Source organism: Neorhizobium petrolearium, from assembly GCF_017873175.1.
Lineage (GTDB): Bacteria > Pseudomonadota > Alphaproteobacteria > Rhizobiales > Rhizobiaceae > Neorhizobium > Neorhizobium petrolearium.
The window spans coordinates 117959-135489 of the sequence record NZ_JAGGJW010000014.1; the positions used below are offsets into that span (position 1 = coordinate 117959).

16 protein-coding genes are annotated in these 17531 nt (G+C 60.3%); 12 read left to right on the forward strand and 4 right to left on the reverse strand.

Annotated elements, in window-relative coordinates; all coding sequences use genetic code 11:
• Positions 1-16: 16 nt before the first annotated feature.
• Positions 17-808 (forward strand): PAS domain-containing protein, encoded by a 792-nt coding sequence (locus tag J2046_RS24720; RefSeq protein WP_210056409.1) that lies wholly within the window; start codon positions 17-19, stop codon positions 806-808.
• Positions 809-811: 3 nt separating this feature from the next.
• Here J2046_RS24720 and J2046_RS24725 read toward each other — a convergent pair whose 3' ends face one another.
• From J2046_RS24725 to J2046_RS24735, 3 genes are all read right to left on the reverse strand, one after another.
• Entirely contained in the window at positions 812-1168 is a 357-nt protein-coding gene (locus tag J2046_RS24725; RefSeq protein WP_210056410.1) for a VOC family protein, read from the reverse strand.
• 10 nt (positions 1169-1178) lie between these two features.
• On the reverse strand, positions 1179-1586 hold the full coding sequence (locus J2046_RS24730; protein ID WP_210056411.1) for an SRPBCC family protein: 408 nt from the start codon (positions 1584-1586) through the stop codon (positions 1179-1181).
• 68 nt (positions 1587-1654) lie between these two features.
• The gene (locus J2046_RS24735; RefSeq protein ID WP_210056413.1) at positions 1655-2416 is read right to left on the reverse strand and encodes an AraC family transcriptional regulator; all 762 of its coding nucleotides are present in this window, start codon (positions 2414-2416) and stop codon (positions 1655-1657) included.
• 219 nt (positions 2417-2635) lie between these two features.
• On the opposite strand from J2046_RS24735, the gene gndA reads away from it, so the two are divergent.
• On the forward strand, positions 2636-4066 hold the full coding sequence (gene gndA / locus J2046_RS24740; RefSeq protein ID WP_210056414.1) for an NADP-dependent phosphogluconate dehydrogenase: 1431 nt from the start codon (positions 2636-2638) through the stop codon (positions 4064-4066).
• 39 nt (positions 4067-4105) lie between these two features.
• Here gndA and J2046_RS24745 read toward each other — a convergent pair whose 3' ends face one another.
• Positions 4106-5158, reverse strand: a complete 1053-nt coding sequence (locus J2046_RS24745) for a LacI family transcriptional regulator (protein ID WP_210056415.1) — start codon at positions 5156-5158, stop codon at positions 4106-4108.
• Positions 5159-5572: 414 nt separating this feature from the next.
• On the opposite strand from J2046_RS24745, the gene J2046_RS24750 reads away from it, so the two are divergent.
• The 10 genes from J2046_RS24750 (at position 5573) to J2046_RS24795 (ending at position 17531) form a co-directional block, all read left to right on the forward strand.
• Positions 5573-6808 (forward strand): ABC transporter substrate-binding protein, encoded by a 1236-nt coding sequence (locus J2046_RS24750; protein WP_210056416.1) that lies wholly within the window; start codon positions 5573-5575, stop codon positions 6806-6808.
• Positions 6809-6902: 94 nt separating this feature from the next.
• Entirely contained in the window at positions 6903-7805 is a 903-nt protein-coding gene (locus J2046_RS24755; protein WP_210056417.1) for a carbohydrate ABC transporter permease, read from the forward strand.
• Positions 7798-8742: a carbohydrate ABC transporter permease gene (locus J2046_RS24760; protein ID WP_210056418.1), complete on the forward strand. Its 945-nt coding sequence runs from the start codon at positions 7798-7800 to the stop codon at positions 8740-8742. The genes J2046_RS24755 and J2046_RS24760 overlap by 8 nt, the downstream gene beginning before the upstream one ends.
• A gap of 6 nt (positions 8743-8748) precedes the next feature.
• The gene (locus J2046_RS24765; RefSeq protein WP_210056419.1) at positions 8749-9861 is read left to right on the forward strand and encodes an ABC transporter ATP-binding protein; all 1113 of its coding nucleotides are present in this window, start codon (positions 8749-8751) and stop codon (positions 9859-9861) included.
• A 55-nt stretch (positions 9862-9916) separates the two neighbouring features.
• Positions 9917-12349, forward strand: coding sequence for a beta-mannosidase (locus J2046_RS24770; RefSeq protein WP_210056420.1), 2433 nt, complete (start codon positions 9917-9919; stop codon positions 12347-12349).
• Between the two features lie 23 nt (positions 12350-12372).
• Positions 12373-13134, forward strand: a complete 762-nt coding sequence (locus J2046_RS24775; RefSeq protein ID WP_210056422.1) for a sugar phosphate isomerase/epimerase family protein — start codon at positions 12373-12375, stop codon at positions 13132-13134.
• A gap of 24 nt (positions 13135-13158) precedes the next feature.
• Positions 13159-14292 carry a Gfo/Idh/MocA family protein gene (locus tag J2046_RS24780; protein ID WP_210056424.1) on the forward strand — a complete coding sequence of 378 codons (1134 nt, stop codon included), beginning with the start codon at positions 13159-13161 and terminating at the stop codon, positions 14290-14292.
• 62 nt (positions 14293-14354) lie between these two features.
• The gene (gene mgrA / locus J2046_RS24785; protein ID WP_210056426.1) at positions 14355-15398 is read left to right on the forward strand and encodes an L-glyceraldehyde 3-phosphate reductase; all 1044 of its coding nucleotides are present in this window, start codon (positions 14355-14357) and stop codon (positions 15396-15398) included.
• Positions 15399-15454: 56 nt separating this feature from the next.
• Complete coding sequence (locus J2046_RS24790) at positions 15455-17065, forward strand: glycoside hydrolase family 43 protein (protein WP_210056428.1); 1611 nt, start codon at positions 15455-15457, stop codon at positions 17063-17065.
• Between the two features lie 127 nt (positions 17066-17192).
• Entirely contained in the window at positions 17193-17531 is a 339-nt protein-coding gene (locus tag J2046_RS24795) for an RcnB family protein (protein ID WP_210056431.1), read from the forward strand.

Genomic DNA, 17531 nt, shown 5'->3' on the forward strand with positions numbered 1-17531 from the left:
TTGAGAAGAAGAATTAATGTCTGGCGGATTTGATGGCGAAGCGCCGGTCGCAGGGAAGGATTGGCGGCAGTCTCCAGATAGAGGGGGCGAGGGGGTATTTTTGCAAGCGCTGATCGATCTCTTCTGGTCCAAATATACCGATCTGCGTCAGGCGGTCGAACGGAATGATACGCTGGCAACCGTCGCGCTCGATCGCGATCTTGATCCTCTCATGCTCGCAATTTTCTCTTCCCAGGGAAAAGACCCGGCCAGCATTCAGGCGCAGTTCCGGTTCGCGCTCGATCTCCTGAACGAAGAGGCCGACGATCGCAGTTGCGTCCGCCGCAACGGGCACCTGCTGCGGATGCTCATAGAGCGCTACGTCGCTCCAGAAACCGGCCTATCGGCCAACCGTCAGCCCGAGCCAAGCGAAACGTCGATCCTTGCGGATGCAACGGCAGACGGCTTTCTCGACGATGCGCTTCTCAACCGCATTTCCGACCGGATTGTCGTCATCGCGCCCAGCTACCGGATATTCTACACCAACGAAACGAATGCGCGGTGTCTTGACGTATCGCGGGACGAACTGATCGGCCGCCATTTCGCGGAATTCGTGGGCATTCACCGTTTCAGGAACGAATTCAAGCCAAGCCTCGAGCGGTGCTTCAAAGGCGAAAGCGTCTCCTTCACTTATGCAGACCAGGTGGACGGCCAGACTGTGGTCATCCGCTGCCGCATGTCGCCCTGCATCTCCGGCTCATCGCAGTTTGTCGGCGCGTTGCTGGTCATGCAGGAAACTGCCGACCGCCGACGGCGTTCGGCAGCATAGCGTTTATCTGTCGGACCAGACGGCCAGTTCGTAGCCTTCCGGATCGGCGAAATGGAACCGCCGTCCGCCGGGAAAGGAAAAGATCGGCTTGACGATCTTGCCGCCGGCCTTCTCGATCCGTGCCTGGGCGTCCTCCAACTCGTCCGCGAAAAGGATGATCAGCGCACCGCCCTTGGCGTTGATATCGGTTGATTTCGCAAAACCGCCGGTCAGTCGTCCGTCCTGGAATTCACAATAGTCCGGACCATAGTCGGTGAAGGTCCAGCCAAAAGAAGTGCCATAGAATGCCTTGGCTCTTTCTATGTCGCGCACATTGAATTCGACGTAATCTATCTTGCGATCCGCGCCCTTGGCTCCCATGGGTGCTCTCCTATTTCTTGTCTTCCAGCAGGTCTTTCAGCGCCTTCAGATCCTTCCGTATATGCGCGGCATCCGCCTCGAAGGCCGCATCGTCCAGGTCCCGGCGCTGGAGCAGCATGAACATGACTTCCGCACCATCGCCATTCGCCACCACCCGCAACGGATTCTCCACGACAAGGCCGTTGTCCATGCTCACCACATGGTCAATGATACCGAACGGGTTCTGTGGGGCAAACCGCACGCGCACCTTGCCGATCGGTCCGCCGTCGCCGATCCAGTCCTCACCTTCGCGGGTCAGGCCGGAGGACAGACCGGACGCCCAGAGCGGCATGTTTTCAGGTCTGGCGGCGAAGGCATAGACTTCCTGCCAGGGCCTTTCGATGCCGATATGGATGATACGGGCGGGCATTGTCGTCATAATCGTTTCCTCGATTTCCCGAAAACCTACCGGACAAGAAGCTGGGGTTTCTTGAACAAAACGGACAATCAGGCGAGCTGCCGGCGGATATCCAGCGGGGTCAGCGTCGTGAATTCCTTTACGTCGCGCGTCATATGGGCCTGGTCGGCATAACCGGCCTCCAGCGCCAGGATGGCGAGACTCTGCGGGGAGGTCCTGCGGGCAAGGCGGAGAAAGCGCTGGAAACGAAGGATGCGCTGGAGCATCTTCGGGCCGTAACCGAAATGATCACGGCTTTGCCGCCGCAGGGTGCGTTCGCCGAATGCTGCCTGTGCTGAAACATCATGAAGCATACCATTGCTGAGCCTGTTGAAGAGCGCTTCCATGTCGCTCCTTGGATCAGCGGTCGCCACGGATTTCCTGAGCGCCCACGCGTGAAGGAGCGCGCGCCTTTCGGCGAGGCTGCTTTCACTGGCGAGCTGCTCTTCGATTTCTTGCGTATCATGTCGCAGGTCCCGCAGCGGGACGGCATGCCCAACGAGTTCACTGAGCGGGATATCGAGCCACCGCAGCGCGGCACCCGGCCGGAAGCGCAAGCCGAGGATTGTTTCTCCGGCAGCCACGGCAGGGAAGGCCGCGATACGATCCGGACCGACGATCATCAGCCGGCCACCGGCAAAGATCAGATCCGAACAACCGTCGGGCACAACGACCATGCGGTCCTGGAAGTCATCCGGCAACGTATGGGACCATGAGCAACGGAAAAGCTTGTCGAGCACCCCGATCGCAGGCTGCTCGCTGTAGATCCCGGCGCACATGGCCAGCAAGGGTGTCTCTGTCCTGGCATTCATGACTTGCTCACAAAGTCCTTGTCGCACCAGAAAACGGCACTTGCAAGGCGCCGCAGGTGGCGGAGGAGCACAGGCCACAGATACTCATTCCCGGTCCCCTTCGTTGCCCGGATGAAGACGGGATGTCACCGAAATTTAATCGTTTAATGCCGCCTTTGCCTTGCCGTTTGATAATTTGAATGCGACAACAGCCCCGAATCTTCAAATGGAGGCACATCCGTGGAACAGGCAGAAATCGGCCTTATCGGGCTCGGCGTCATGGGCTCTAACCTCTCCCTCAACATCGCCGAAAAAGGTAACAAGATCGCCGTCTTCAACCGCACTGCGGAAGTGACGCGCAAGTTCCATGCCGAGGCCGGCGCATTGCAGAACCAGATCGTCCCTTGCGAGACGCTGGGAGAATTCGTTGCCGCCATCCGGCCACCGCGGCCGATCATCATCATGATCAAGGCCGGCGATCCGGTCGACCAGCAGATGGAGCATCTGAAGCCTTATCTTTCGACCGGCGACATCATGATCGATGCCGGCAACGCGAACTTCCGCGATACGATGCGCCGTTTCGACAATCTGAAGGACAGCGGTCTCACCTTCATCGGCATGGGCGTTTCCGGCGGCGAGGAGGGGGCCCGCCACGGCCCGTCGATCATGGTCGGCGGCACGGAGGAAAGCTGGAAGCGCGTCGAGAAGGTGCTCACCTCGATCTCTGCCAAGTTCAACGGCGAGCCTTGCGTCGCATGGCTCGGAGAAAACGGTGCGGGTCATTTCGTCAAGACGATCCACAACGGCATCGAATATGCCGACATGCAGATGATCGCCGAGATCTACGGCATCCTGCGCGACGGCCTCGGCATGAGCGCGTCGGAAATCGGCAACGTCTTCGGTCGCTGGAATACCGGCCGCCTCAACTCCTACCTGATCGAGATATCCGAAAAGGTGCTGAAGGCAAATGACCCGATCTCCGGCAAGCCGATGGTCGATGTCATCGTCGACCGCGCCGGCCAGAAGGGCACCGGCAAGTGGTCGGTCATCGAAGCGCAGAACATGGGTGTTGCGGCGACTGCCATCGAGGCGGCCGTCGCCGGCCGCATCCTGTCGTCACAGCGTGAGGAACGTGTTGCGGCCGAGAGGATTTTCGGCCTGCCGAAAGCCGAGAGGCCGAAGGACGGCATGGCCTTCCTGGCCGATCTCGAGAATGCGCTGCTCGCCGCCAAGATCGGTGCCTATGCCCAGGGGTTTGCGGTGATGGCTGCGGCATCCGCCGAATACAACTGGAACCTGCCGATGCCGACCATCGCCAGGATCTGGCGCGCCGGCTGCATCATCCGGTCGCAGTTCCTCGACGAGATCACCTCGGCCTTCACCAAGGACCCGCATGTGGCGAACCTCATCGTCACGCCGGCCTTCTCGAAGATGGTCAAGGAAACCGATGGCGCGCTGCGCCGGGTCGTCTCCTACGCGGCGCTGTCCGGCCTGCCGGTCCCGGCGCTTTCTTCGGCGCTTTCCTATTTCGATGCCTACCGCCGCAGCCGCGGTACGGCGAACCTCATCCAGGCGCAGCGCGACTTCTTCGGCGCCCATGGCTTCGACCGCCTCGACGGCGTCGACAAGCACCATGGCCCTTGGGGCAGCGGCCTTGAGGAATTCGCCTGATTCACCTAGACCGCTGAAAAGCCCGCCAATGCGGGCTTTTCAGTCCTTCGGGCCCATTTTCGACCAGACCGGCTGGGCGATGCTCTGGAGGAGTTCGGGCGCCACGCCATCGATGCGGGCCATCAGAGCCTTTGCGAGCTCGCGGCCGGCCTGACGCACGTCTTCGTTGACGGTGTAGATTTCCGGCCGGATCCAGTTCAGGAATTCCGCCGACTGTTTCGAGACGACATCGACGTCGACACCGAGCTTCTTGCCGGCCGCTTCGAGGCCGGCGACCAGGGCGATTGTTGCCGATCCACTGATCGAGATGATGCCGTCCGGCGATCCGGCTGAACGCATCAGCCGTTCTGCGTAGGCACGAGTTTCGTCCAGCGGGGTTTCACTCGTCACACGCCCCATGGGCACTTCCGTCGCACCGAAATCCGCCAAACCGCGTTCAAAGCCGATACGGCTGTGGATGTAGAAGGAAAAACGGCTCTGGGGTGCGAGAAGCGCGATACGTTTGCGGCCTTTTTGGACGAGCTTCTGGACAGCCTGATAAACGTAGTTCTCGTTGTCGTAGTCGTGAAAGGGATGCACGATGCCCATATCCGTGCGTCCATGCGTTGCGAAGGGGAGATTGCGCTCCGTCATCAGCCGCACCCGCGCATCATCGGGCTCGATACGCGAAATGATCACGCCGTCGGCAGAACCCGTATCGAGAATGTAGCGCACCGGCACCATCGGATCCTTCTCGAAGGAATGCGGCGTCACCACGAGGTGATATTGCGTGCCGCCCAGCACTTCGGAAATGCCATGCACCAACTGGCTGGTGAAGCCCATCAGTTCCTCGTCGATGCTGAGCACGAGGGCAATCACGTTGGTCTTGCCGGTACGCAGTCTGACGCCCGCGCGGTTCGGCTGATAGCCGAGCTGGTTGGCTATGAGGCGCACGCGCTCCTTGGTCTCCGCGCCGATATCAGGCGCATCCTTCAGCGCCCGTGAAACGGTGGTGATCCCCAGCCCTGTCATATAGGCGATTGTCTTCAAGGTGGGGCGCTCGCGGACCGCGTCCCGCGCTCCGAGCGTTCTTGGTCTTCCGCTGTCGTCCATTATCCGCCGTCACTACCCGAGTCAGGCGATCACTATAGTGAGTTCAAGCTTGCCTGAAAACGGAGCGACCCTTTCTTTCTCCTCCGCGTCAGTCTCAAAACTGAAACGTTACAGGTAAAATGTCGAGAGGAAATTTGCAGGTCTGCAAAACCATATACCTCCCGGTTGTACAACGCAGATGCGAGAGGATTTTTGCGCTCGCGAAATGGAGATGAATATAAATCGATGCGGTTCCCCGTTATCACAGCGAATTTCTTGATCGATTGGGGATGTCAGCGATCTAGGTGGATGAAGGCGTTTTCCCTTAAAAATTGTATTTTTTCGGCTCTCGATTTTTTTCCAGCCGGACCGGTTGCGCGATTTATCCGATTGGCATACGTTTTCACGGCAACGTTTCAGTGAGGGAGGAGACTCATGAATATTCGCGCTATGACAGCCATTCTGGCCGCAACTGTCGTGCTGCCACTCGGAGCGGCCCACGCCACCGATCTGGAAGTTACCCACTGGTGGACATCCGGCGGCGAAGCCGCAGCGGTCGCGGAACTCGCCAAGGCTTTCGATGCCACCGGCAACAAGTGGGTTGATGGCGCCATCGCAGGCGCCGGCAGCACGGCGCGCCCCATCATGATCAGCCGCATCACCGGCGGCGATCCGATGGGCGCGACGCAGTTCAACCATGGTCGTCAGGCCGAAGAACTGGTGCAGGCTGGCCTGATGCGCGACCTCACAGCCGTCGCGGAGAAAGGCAAGTGGAGGGAAGTCATCAAGCCTGTCAGCCTGCTTGATTCCTGCACGATCGACGGCAAGATCTACTGCGCGCCCGTCAATATCCATTCCTGGCAGTGGCTGTGGCTTTCGAATGAAGCCTTCCAGAAGGCGGGCGTACCGGTGCCGACGAACTGGAACGAGTTCGTGGCCGCGGCGCCGGCCCTGCAGAAGGCGGGCCTGCAGGCCCTCGCGCTCGGTGGGCAGCCGTGGCAGGCCAACGGTTTGTTCGACACGCTGGTGCTCGCCATCGGCGGTAAGGAACTCTACGAGAGAGTTTACAAGGACAAGGACGAGGAAGCCGCTGCCGGACCGGAGATGGCGAAGATTTTCGCTGCCGCCGATCAAGCGCGCCAGCTGGCGAAAGGCTCCAACGTCCAGGACTGGAACCAGGCGACCAATCTCGTCCTCACCGGCAAGGCCGGCGGACAGATCATGGGCGACTGGGCGCAGGGCGAATTCCAGATCGCCGGCAAGAAGGCCGGCACGGATTACACCTGCCTTCCGGGCCTCGGTCTCAACCAGGTTCTGGCGACGGGGGGCGACGCCTTCTATTTCCCGCTTCTGGACGATGAGGAAAAATCCAAGGCGCAGGACATCCTGGCCGAAACGATCGTCAATCCGAAGACCCAGGTTGCGTTCAACCTGAAGAAGGGATCGGTGCCGATCCGCGGTGACGTCGATCTCGCAGCCGCCAACGACTGCATGAAGAAAGGCATCGAGATCATCTCGAAGGGCAACGTCGTCACCAGTACCGATCAGCTGGTTTCCGCCGATACGCAGAAGCAGAAGGAGGACCTGATGTCCGAATTCTTCGCCAGCACATCGATCACGCCGGAACAGGCGCAGGAGCGCTTTGCGGAAATCATCGGCTCGGCCGACTGATCCCATCTCATTGCCTGTCGTAACCGGCTCCGCCCGCAAGGCGGGGCCGGGAAAAGCGGTGCGGGAATACTGCAACCGCGATCGAGGAGGAAACATGGCGAAATCCGTTCCATCAGGTCGGCCCAACCATCTCTTGCGTAATCTCAACTCGAAGATCGCCTCGATCCCGATGATCCTCATCGCGGTGGTGATCTTTCTCGGCGGCACGCTATGGACCGTCGTTTATTCCTTCACCAATTCGAGGCTTCTGCCGCGGTTCAATTTCGTCGGCCTGGATCAGTACGAACGTCTCTGGGCTTCGTCGCGCTGGATGATTTCCATCCAGAATCTGGCGGTCTACGGAATCCTGTCGCTCATCTTCAGCCTCGTCATCGGCTTCGTACTCGCGGCTCTGATGGACCAGAAGATCCGTTTCGAGAACACGTTCCGCACCATTTTCCTCTATCCCTTCGCGCTGTCCTTCATCGTCACCGGTCTCGTGTGGCAGTGGGTTCTCAACCCGGAATTCGGCATTCAGGGCATTGTGCGGTCGCTCGGCTGGGAAAGCTTCGCGTTCGATCCGCTCTACAATCCGGATATCGTCATCTACGGCATCCTGATTGCAGCGCTCTGGCAGGGCACGGGACTTGTCATGTGCCTGATGCTGGCCGGCCTGCGCGGCATCGACGAGGATATCTGGAAGGCGGCGCGCGTCGATGGTATCCCGATGTGGCGCACCTATATCTTCGTCGTCATTCCCATGATGCGGCCCGTCTTCATCACCACGCTTGTTCTGATCGCCAGCGGCATCGTCAAAGTCTACGACCTCGTCGTGGCGCAGACGAGCGGCGGCCCCGGAAACGCCTCGGAAGTGCCGGCCAAATACGTCTACGACTATATGTTTCAGGCACAGAATCTCGGCCAGGGCTTTGCCGCATCGACCATGATGCTGCTGACGATTGCGATCATCATCATTCCCTGGGCCTATCTCGAATTCGGAGGGCGCAAGCGTGGCTGACGTTTCCACTCTCAATACGACCGCAGCCGGCATCGACGCGATTTCTCGCGGGCTCGTCTCCGGTCCCCGCGGTCGCAAGCCGAAAAGGGTGCTCTCGCGGCGCAATATCATGCTCTACGGCGCGCTTACGGTCGCGGCACTCTATTACCTCCTTCCACTCTATGTGATGGTCGTGACCTCGCTCAAGGGCATGCCGGAGGTGCGGCTCGGCAACATCTTCGCTCCGCCGATGGAGATCACTTTCGAACCCTGGGTAAAGGCCTGGGCGCAGGCTTGCACCGGCCTCAACTGCGACGGGCTTTCTCGCGGCTTCTGGAATTCCGTGCGCATCCTCGTGCCGTCGGTGGTGGTGTCGATCGCGGTTGCTTCCGTTAGCGGCTATGCGCTTGCCAACTGGCGCTTCAAGGGGGCCGAGCTTTTCTTCTCGATCCTCATCATCGGTGCGTTCATTCCTTACCAGGTGATGATCTATCCGATCGTCATCGTGCTTCGAGAACTGGGCATATACGGTACGCTGACCGGCCTCGTCATCGTTCACACGATCTTCGGAATGCCGATCCTGACGCTGCTGTTCCGCAACTACTTCGCATCGCTGCCGGTTGAGCTGTTCAAGGCGGCACGCATCGACGGTGCAGGCTTCTGGCAGATCTATTTCCGGATCATGCTGCCGATGTCGCTGCCGATCTTCGTGGTCGCGATGATCCTGCAGGTGACGGGTATCTGGAACGACTTCCTGTTCGGCGTGGTGTTCACCCGGCCGGATACCTATCCGATGACCGTGCAGCTCAACAACATCGTCAATTCGGTCCAGGGCGTGAAGGAATACAACGTCAACATGGCGGCTACGCTGCTGACGGGTGCTGTTCCCCTGATCGTCTATTTCGTTTCCGGCCGGCTTTTCGTCCGCGGCATCGCCGCCGGCGCAGTCAAAGGGTAAAGCCTGATGCATGACACCGTTTCCATCAACAAGCAGAACAGTGTTTCCATTCGGGATCTGTCGCTTTCCTTCGGCTCGGTGAAGGTTCTGGAAAACCTGAACCTCGATATCCGCGACGGGGAATTCCTGGTGCTGCTCGGCTCGTCTGGGTGCGGCAAGTCCACACTCCTGAACTGTATCGCCGGACTGCTGGAGCCGACCGAGGGCCAGATCTTCATCAAGGACAAGAACGTCACCTGGGAGGAACCCAAAGACCGCGGCATCGGCATGGTCTTCCAGTCCTACGCGCTCTATCCGCAGATGACGGTCGAGAAGAACTTGTCCTTCGGCCTGCGTGTCGCAGGCCTCCCGAAGGAAGAGATCGCCAAGCGGGTGGCGCGTGCCGCCGGCATCCTGCAGATCGAGCCGCTTCTCAAACGCAAGCCGGCGGAGCTCTCGGGCGGCCAGCGGCAGCGTGTCGCGATTGGTCGCGCACTGGTGCGTGATGTCGACGTCTTCCTGTTCGATGAGCCGCTCTCCAACCTCGATGCCAAGTTGCGTTCAGAGCTGCGCGTCGAGATCAAGCTTCTGCACCGGCAGCTCCAGAACACGATGATCTACGTCACGCACGACCAGATCGAAGCGCTCACGCTTGCAGATCGGATTGCCATCATGAAGAGCGGTGTGATCCAGCAGCTCGACGATCCGATGATCATATACAACCGGCCGAAGAACCGGTTCGTGGCAAGCTTCATCGGCTCTCCTTCGATGAATTTTCTGAAGGGCGAGCTTGCGGAGGAGGGCGGTCGCACGGTCTTCAAAGCTGACGGCGTGCGCTTCTCCCTGGACGGCTACCAGGCCGACGAGGCTCTCTCCCCCGGCCGGCGGGTGATTCTGGGCGTTCGGCCGGAGCACATAAAGGTGGACGGTGATATCCAGGGCGGCGAAGTGCATGACGCCGTGGTCGAGATTGAGGAGCCGATGGGCGCCGACAATCTTCTCTGGCTGAAGCACGCGGGCCATGCGGTAGCCGCCCGCATCGGCGGAGCGCGGCGCTATGCGGTCGGCACCAAGGTCCGCATCGGGTTCGACATGAGCATGGCATCGCTTTTCGATGCCGAAACGGAAGAACGCATCTGATGTTTGGCTGGAATGGGGCCGGATCGGCGCGGCATGACATTTCAGAGGTTGCGGCATGACCGTGATCGACCTTTCGGGTTCATGGCAGCTTGCCTCTGCCGATGGAGAGCATCGGGCCACGATGCCGATACCGGGAGACGTCCATACCGCGCTGAGATCCGCAGGCATCATTCTGGACCCGTATTTTGGGCGGAACGAAGACGCTGTCCAATGGGTGGCCCATGCAGACTGGATCATCGAGCGGCGCTTCGTGCTCGATGATCCGGACGGCAACTGGTATCTCGACATCACCTATCTCGATACGGTCGCGATCGTCTTCGTCAACGACGTCCCGGTGCTCTCAGCCGACAATTGCTTCCGTCGCTACCGGCCCGATGTTTCGTCCGCACTTCGACCTGGCGAGAACACGATCCGCATCCATTTCCATTCGAATATCATGGCAGGCGCCGACCGGCAGGCGCATCAGCCTTTCTACGTTCCTTATTCCACGGCCAATTGTCCGATTCCCAACGGCAACATGCTGCGCAAGCCGCAATGCCATTTCGGCTGGGACTGGAATATCGCGTTGGCACCGCTTGGCCTTTATGGCGCGATTGCCTTGCGAAAGCTCGAGACGGCCCGCATCGAACACGTCGTCACCACGCAGAGACATCACAAGGATGGGGTCGAACTGCATGTGGCGCTGACGCTTTATGCCGGGGAGCCCGGGATACTGCCCGTTCACTTTTCACTCGACGGAGAACGGGTACGGCTCGATTGCGGCATCAACGCGCGTGCAACCACCATTCATCACGTCTTCGAAATCGAGAATCCAAGGCTCTGGTGGCCGGCGGGAAGTGGTGAGCAGGCGCTCTACGAACTCGTCGTCGAAATTCCGGCCGAAACGGTCGTCCGGCAGATCGGCCTGCGCACGGTCGAACTGCTGACCGATCCGGACGAAGCCGGCAGTCGCTTCGCCTTCCGCATCAACGACCGCGAGATCTTCTGCCGAGGCGCCAACTGGATTCCGGCGGACGCGCTCTTTTCGCAGACAAGCCCGGAAAAGACCGGGGACCTGCTGCGTTCGGCCGTGGACGCCAACATGAACATGATCCGCGTCTGGGGCGGCGGTTTTTATGAACAGGACTGGTTCTACGATCTCTGCAACCGGCTGGGCCTGATGATCTGGCAGGATTTCCAGTTCGCCTGCAACCTCTATCCCTCGACGCCCGACTTCCTCGAAAACGTCGAGGCAGAGGTGGATGATCAGGTTCGCCGGCTGATCTCGCATCCCTCGATCGTCATCTGGTGCGGCGATAACGAACTGGTCGGCGCGCTGACCTGGTTCCCGGAATCGTGTGGCAATCGCGACCGCTACCTCGTCTCCTATGACCGCTTGAACCGGACGGTCGAGCAGGCGCTGAAAAGAGTGGCGCCGGAGGCGATCTGGTGGCCGTCCAGCCCGGCGTCGGGCTATCTCGACTATGGTGACGCCTGGCATGCGGACGGTTCCGGCGACATGCATTACTGGTCCGTCTGGCACGAGAACAAGCCGTTTAGCGATTACCGGTCGGTCCGGCCGCGCTTCTGCTCGGAATTCGGTTTCCAGTCCTACACGTCGCTGCCGGTGATCGAGACCTATGCGGCTCAGAAGGACATGAATATTGCTTCTCCGGTCATGGAGCACCACCAGAAGAATGCCGGCGGCAACGAGCGGATAGCCGGCACGATGTTCCGCAATTTCCGTTTCCCGAAGGATTTTGCCAATTTCGTCTATCTGAGCCAGGTACAGCAGGGCCTCGCGATCAGGACGGCTGTCGATTACTGGCGGTCCCTGAAGCCCCATTGCATGGGCACACTCTACTGGCAGCTCAACGACACTTGGCCGGTCGCCTCCTGGTCGAGCCTCGATTACGGCGGAAGCTGGAAGGTGCTGCACTACATGGCCCGCCGCTTTTTCCAGCCGGTCGCCGTCGCGGCCATCCCATCGGAGGACGGAAAGAGCGTCCGCATCTCGCTGGTCAATGACACGCCAGAGGATTTGACGGTGACCATCAATCTGTCGCTTCTTACCCTGAACGGGGAGCGCAGCCCGTTGCAGAGCATTGAGGCCGTGTGCACGCCGGATGTTGCAGTGGCCGCATTGACCCTACCTGTTTCGGACATTCCCGAAGGCTTAATCCTTGCCTGGAGTTTTACCGTTTCCAACGGCATGGGCGGGGAGGGGCATCATGTCCTGGGCACTTACAAGGCGCTGGAGCTGGAGCCGTCGGGTCTTGAGTTTTCCGTGTCTCCAGCCGGTGATGGCGCGTTTGATCTCCTCGTCCAGGCCAGAGGCCTTGCCCTTTTTGTGCTGATCGAGAGCGTCACGCCCGGCCGTTATTCCGACAATGCCTTCGATCTTGCTGCCGGCGAAAGCCGCCGCATCACCTTCACGCCCGCCGCGCCCGTCGGTGCGGTTCCGCAATTCCGCATCTACGATCTCTATTCCTGCCAGGCGGCAGGCTGAGGCTCTTTTCAAGGGAGGATCACATGACGAAACTCGGTTTTCAGCTTTATTGCGCCCGCAATTTTCCGCCGCTCTCCGACATCCTGAAGCAGGTCGCCAGGGCCGGATATTCGGAAGTCGAAGGGTATGGCGGCCTCTATGCAACGCTCGACGAGGCCGGCCTTAAAGCGTTGCGCGCCGATCTCGACGCCAACGGACTTACCATGCCAACCGGCCATTTCGGTCTCGATCTCCTCGAAAAGGAGCCGGCGCAGGCACTGCTCATCGCCAAGACGCTCGGCGTGGTGTCAATCTATTGCCCCTTCCTCATGCCCGATCAGCGGCCGAGTGACGCCGCCGGCTGGTTTGCCTTCGGTCAGCGCCTTCAGGAAGCCGGCAAGCGGTATCAGGATGCCGGCTATACATTCGGCTGGCACAACCATGACTTCGAGTTCAAGACGCTTGCCGATGGCTCGACACCGCAGGAGCAGATCCTCGCCGGCGGTCCCGATCTCGCCTGGGAAGCGGACATAGCCTGGCTCATCCGCGGCGGCGCCGATCCTTATGGCTGGATCGAAAGCTATGGCAAGCGCATCACTGCGGTGCATGTGAAGGACATTGCGCCGGCCGGTGAAAACACGGACGAAGATGGCTGGGCCGATGTCGGCTACGGCACGGTGCCGTGGAAGGATCTGATGGCGGCGCTCAGGAAGACGCCGGCGAAACATTACGTTCTCGAACACGACAATCCGAAGGATGTCGAACGGTTGCTCACGCGTTCGATCGCCTCGTTCAAGACCTATTGATCACAGAGATTCCGGAGTTTTTCCATGCCCAGGGAACTTGGCGTCGGCATCATGGGATGCGGCAATATTTCCACCACCTATTTCAAGCTCGCACCGCTGTTCAGGGGCCTGAAGGTGCTCGCCTGCGCCGACCTCAGCGAAGATGCGGCCGAAATGCGCGCCGCCGAATACGGCGTCAAGGCGCAGTCGATCTCCGACCTGCTCGCCAATGACGAACTCGACGTGATCGTCAACCTGACGATCCCGGCGGCGCATTTCTCCGTCTCGAAGGCGATCCTCGAAGCGGGCAAGCACGTTTATTCCGAAAAGCCGCTGACGGTGACTTTGGAAGAGGGCAAGGCGCTGCAGGCGTTTGCCAGGGAGAAGGGGCTTGCCGTCGGCTGCGCGCCGGACACCTTCCTTGGCGGCTCGCATCAGCTCGCCCGCAAACATATCGATGAGGGCGGCGTTGGCCGCATCACATCCGGCACCTGCCACGTCATGAGCCCTGGCATGGAGATGTGGCATCCCAATCCCGGTTTTTTCTTCCTGGAAGGCGGCGGGCCGATTCTCGATCTCGGGCCGTATTACATCGCCAATCTCATCAACCTCATCGGTCCGGTGAAGCGGGTGGGCGCACTGACGTCTATGGCCAACAAGACCCGCACCATCACCAGCGAACCGCTGAAAGGCCAGGTCATCCCGGTCGAGACTCCGACCAATATCCACGCGCTTTTGGAGTTCGTCAGCGGCGCGACGATCACGCTCTCGGCAAGCTGGGATGTCTGGTCGCACCGCCACGCCAACATGGAGCTTTACGGCACCGAGGGTTCGATCTTCGTGCCGGACCCGAATTTCTTCGGCGGTACCGTCGAGGCGAGCGGCCGCAACAAGGACATCCAGCCGCTGGAACCCTGGGACCATCCGTTCGGCATCGATAATCAGGAACATCCGCAGGGGCCAAGGGCGAACTACCGCACCGCAGGTCTTGCGGACATGGCGATGGCGCTCATCGAGGGGCGTGACCCGCGCTGCTCGCTGGAGCGCACGCTACACGGCGTCGATGTCATGACCTCGATCCTGAAATCAGGAGAAGAGGGCCGGTTCATCGAGCTCTCCACCTCCTGCACCCAGCCGGCCGCACTCGGCATCGACGAGGCACTGGCGCTTCTGCGCTGATCCGCTATGTGTTTGAAGCGGGCCGTTCGCGCCCGCTTCCATCCACGACACAGGAGGGCGTCATGTCCTGGCAACCGGCGGCACACCGCTACGAAACCATGAAATACAACCGCTGCGGCCGGTCGGGGCTCAAGCTTCCGGCGATTTCGCTCGGCCTCTGGCACAATTTCGGAGACGACACGCCGCATGAACGCAAGGTTGCGATCTGCCGCAAGGCCTTCGATCTCGGCATCACGCATTTCGACCTTGCCAACAACTACGGCCCGAGGCCCGGCAGTGCGGAACTCGCCTTCGGCCAGATCCTGCGGGAAGATTTCCGGGGCTATCGCGACGAACTGATCATCTCGTCGAAAGCCGGCTACAACATGTGGCCCGGACCCTATGGCGAATGGGGCAGCCGCAAATACCTGATCGCCTCCTGCGACCAGAGCCTGAAGCGCATGGGCCTCGACTATGTCGACATCTTCTATTCGCACCGCTTCGACCCGGAAACACCGCTCGAAGAGACCTGTGGTGCGCTCGACCACATCGTCCGGTCGGGCAGGGCGCTTTATGTCGGCATCTCGTCCTACAATTCGAAGCGCACCCGCGAAGCCACGGCAATCCTGAAGGAGCTCGGCACGCCGGTCCTCATCCACCAGCCAAGCTATTCGATGATCAACCGATGGGTGGAAGAAGACGGTCTGCTCGACACGCTCGAAGACCTAGGCATCGGTTCGATCGTCTTTTCACCGCTGGCACAGGGCATGCTGACGTCGAAATATCTCGGTGGCATTCCCGAGGAAAGCCGTGCGGCGCAAGGCAAGTCGCTGCGCGCCGCCTTCCTCAACGAGAGGAACGTTGCAAACCTGCGTGCGCTGAATGCGATCGCCGAAAGGCGTGGCCAGACACTCGCGCAGATGGCGATCGCCTGGGTTTTGCGCGGCGGTCGTGTCACGACAGCGCTGATCGGCGCCAGCCGGCCGGAGCAGGTCGAGGATTGCGTGCGGGCTCTCGAAAAGCCGGATTTCACGGCTGCGGAGCTCGCGGAGATCGATACTTACGCAAAGGACGCCGATATCAATCTCTGGGCTGCTTCGGCCGAACGCAAGGGGCCGCAACGCTGACCATCCTGCCCGGCACGCTCACTGCCGGGCATTCTCACCTGTCACTGGGAGGAGACATGATCCGCAATCCGATCCTGCCGGGCTTCAATCCCGATCCGTCCATCTGCCGTGTCGGCGAGGATTATTATATCGCCACCTCGACCTTCGAATGGTATCCGGGCGTGCAGATCCACCATTCGCGCGATCTCGTGAATTGGACTTTGGTGCGCCGGCCGCTGGAACGCGCCAGCCAGCTCGACATGCGCGGCAATCCCGACAGTTGCGGTATCTGGGCGCCATGCCTTTCCCATGCCGACGGCCTGTTCTGGCTCGTCTATACCGACGTCAAGCGTTTCGACGGCAATTTCAAGGACGCGCATAACTATATCGTCACCTCGCCAACCATCGAAGGGGAATGGTCCGATCCCGTCTATGTCAATTCGTCGGGGTTCGACCCGTCGCTTTTCCATGACGATGACGGCCGCAAGTGGTTTCTCAATATGCAATGGAACCATCGCACCGAAAGCTACGGCGGCGCACCGAAACATCCGGCCTTCGACGGCATCCTGCTGCAGGAATGGGATCCGAGGGCGAGGGCGCTGAAAGGTCCTGTCAGAAACATCTTTGCCGGCAGCCCGCTCGGGCTTGTCGAAGGCCCGCATCTCTTCAAGCGGAACGGCTGGTATTATCTGACGACCGCCGAAGGCGGCACGGGTTACGACCATGCAGTCACCATGGCGCGGTCGCGAGCGATCGAAGGGCCGTACGAGATGCATCCGCAGACGCATCTCATCACCTCGAAGGATCACCCGAATGCCGTCCTGCAACGTGCCGGGCACGGGCAATATGTCGAGACGCCGGAGGGTGAGGCCTATCATACGCATCTCTGCGGCCGTCCGCTGCCGCTCCAGCGGCGGTGCACGCTCGGCCGCGAAACTGCGATCCAGAAATGCATATGGGAAGATGATTGGCTCTATCTCGTCCAGGGCGGCGTCGTTCCCGATGTCGACGTGCCGGCGCCGACCGATGCCGAGTCGATCGAAAAGACAACGCGCATCGAACGCACTTTCGACAAGCCGAGCCTGCCGCCGGAATTCCAGTGGCTGAGGACGCCCCATCCGGAGCGGCTTTTCAGCCTCGCCGAACGGCCCGGCCATCTGCGCCTCTTCGGCCGGGAAAGCATCGGCTCCTGGTTCGAGCAGTCGCTGGTCGCGCGCAGGCAGGAGCATCATTCCTTCCGTGCCGAGACCGTGGTCGAATTTGAGCCGGATACCTACCAGCAGGTCGCGGGGCTGACGCATTACTACAATCGCCACAAGTTCCATGCCGTCGTGGTGACGCTGCACGAAAAGCTCGGCCGTGTCGTGACGATCTTCTCCTGCGCCGGCGACTTTCCGCATGGACGCATGAGCTTTCCGGCCGAAAGCGGCGTCTCCGTCCCGAACGGCCCGATCCATCTTGCGATGGAAATCCGTGACAACGACCTGCAGTTCTTCTGGCGGAGCGGCGACTCGAACGACTGGCTGGCTCTTGGCCCCGTGCTCGATGCCGGCGTCATCTCGGACGAGGGCGGGCGTGGCGAGCACGGCTCGTTCACGGGCGCCTTTGCCGGCATCTTCGCCTTCGACACCTCGGGACGAGCAAAGCCGGCGGACTTCGGCTGCTTTGTTTACAAGGCGCTAAAATAGTGAATTTTGAATTTCAAAAAATTACCGGAAGACCATAATTTCATTGCTGAAATGTAATTTTCGGTTCACTTATGGTTCATCATCCGAGGCCTAGTTTCCGGGCGTGTTCAACACGAGGAAACAACCGATGAGAAAGTTTTTTGCGATCCTTCTGTCCGCAACCGTACTTGCGGCACCGCTTGCCGCTCAAGCACAGGATTGGCGTCATGGCCCGGATCGCCATCGCGGCCCGGTCGTCGAAAAGAACGTAGTCGTCAAGAAGAAGGTGGTCGTCAAGAAGACCCGTTGGGTCAAAGGTCATCGCATGACCCCCGCTGAGCGTCGGCACATGGCCGAAATCCGCGACTACCGCCGCTATCGCCTTTCGGCTCCGCCGCGCGGTTATCGCTGGGTCAAGGCCGACAACGATTTTCTGCTGGTCGGCATCGCCACCGGCGTGATCTCCAGCATCATCGCAGCGCGTTGA

Coding starts and splice junctions, on each gene's coding strand:
- J2046_RS24720 (WP_210056409.1), top strand. CDS start 17: ATGTCTGGCGGATTTGATGGCGAAGCGCCGGTCGCAGGGAAGGATTGG.
- J2046_RS24725 (WP_210056410.1), bottom strand. CDS start 1,168: ATGGGAGCCAAGGGCGCGGATCGCAAGATAGATTACGTCGAATTCAAT.
- J2046_RS24730 (WP_210056411.1), bottom strand. CDS start 1,586: ATGACGACAATGCCCGCCCGTATCATCCATATCGGCATCGAAAGGCCC.
- J2046_RS24735 (WP_210056413.1), bottom strand. CDS start 2,416: ATGAATGCCAGGACAGAGACACCCTTGCTGGCCATGTGCGCCGGGATC.
- J2046_RS24745 (WP_210056415.1), bottom strand. CDS start 5,158: ATGGACGACAGCGGAAGACCAAGAACGCTCGGAGCGCGGGACGCGGTC.
- J2046_RS24750 (WP_210056416.1), top strand. CDS start 5,573: ATGAATATTCGCGCTATGACAGCCATTCTGGCCGCAACTGTCGTGCTG.
- J2046_RS24755 (WP_210056417.1), top strand. CDS start 6,903: ATGGCGAAATCCGTTCCATCAGGTCGGCCCAACCATCTCTTGCGTAAT.
- J2046_RS24765 (WP_210056419.1), top strand. CDS start 8,749: ATGCATGACACCGTTTCCATCAACAAGCAGAACAGTGTTTCCATTCGG.
- J2046_RS24770 (WP_210056420.1), top strand. CDS start 9,917: ATGACCGTGATCGACCTTTCGGGTTCATGGCAGCTTGCCTCTGCCGAT.
- J2046_RS24775 (WP_210056422.1), top strand. CDS start 12,373: ATGACGAAACTCGGTTTTCAGCTTTATTGCGCCCGCAATTTTCCGCCG.
- J2046_RS24780 (WP_210056424.1), top strand. CDS start 13,159: ATGCCCAGGGAACTTGGCGTCGGCATCATGGGATGCGGCAATATTTCC.
- mgrA (WP_210056426.1), top strand. CDS start 14,355: ATGTCCTGGCAACCGGCGGCACACCGCTACGAAACCATGAAATACAAC.
- J2046_RS24790 (WP_210056428.1), top strand. CDS start 15,455: ATGATCCGCAATCCGATCCTGCCGGGCTTCAATCCCGATCCGTCCATC.
- J2046_RS24795 (WP_210056431.1), top strand. CDS start 17,193: ATGAGAAAGTTTTTTGCGATCCTTCTGTCCGCAACCGTACTTGCGGCA.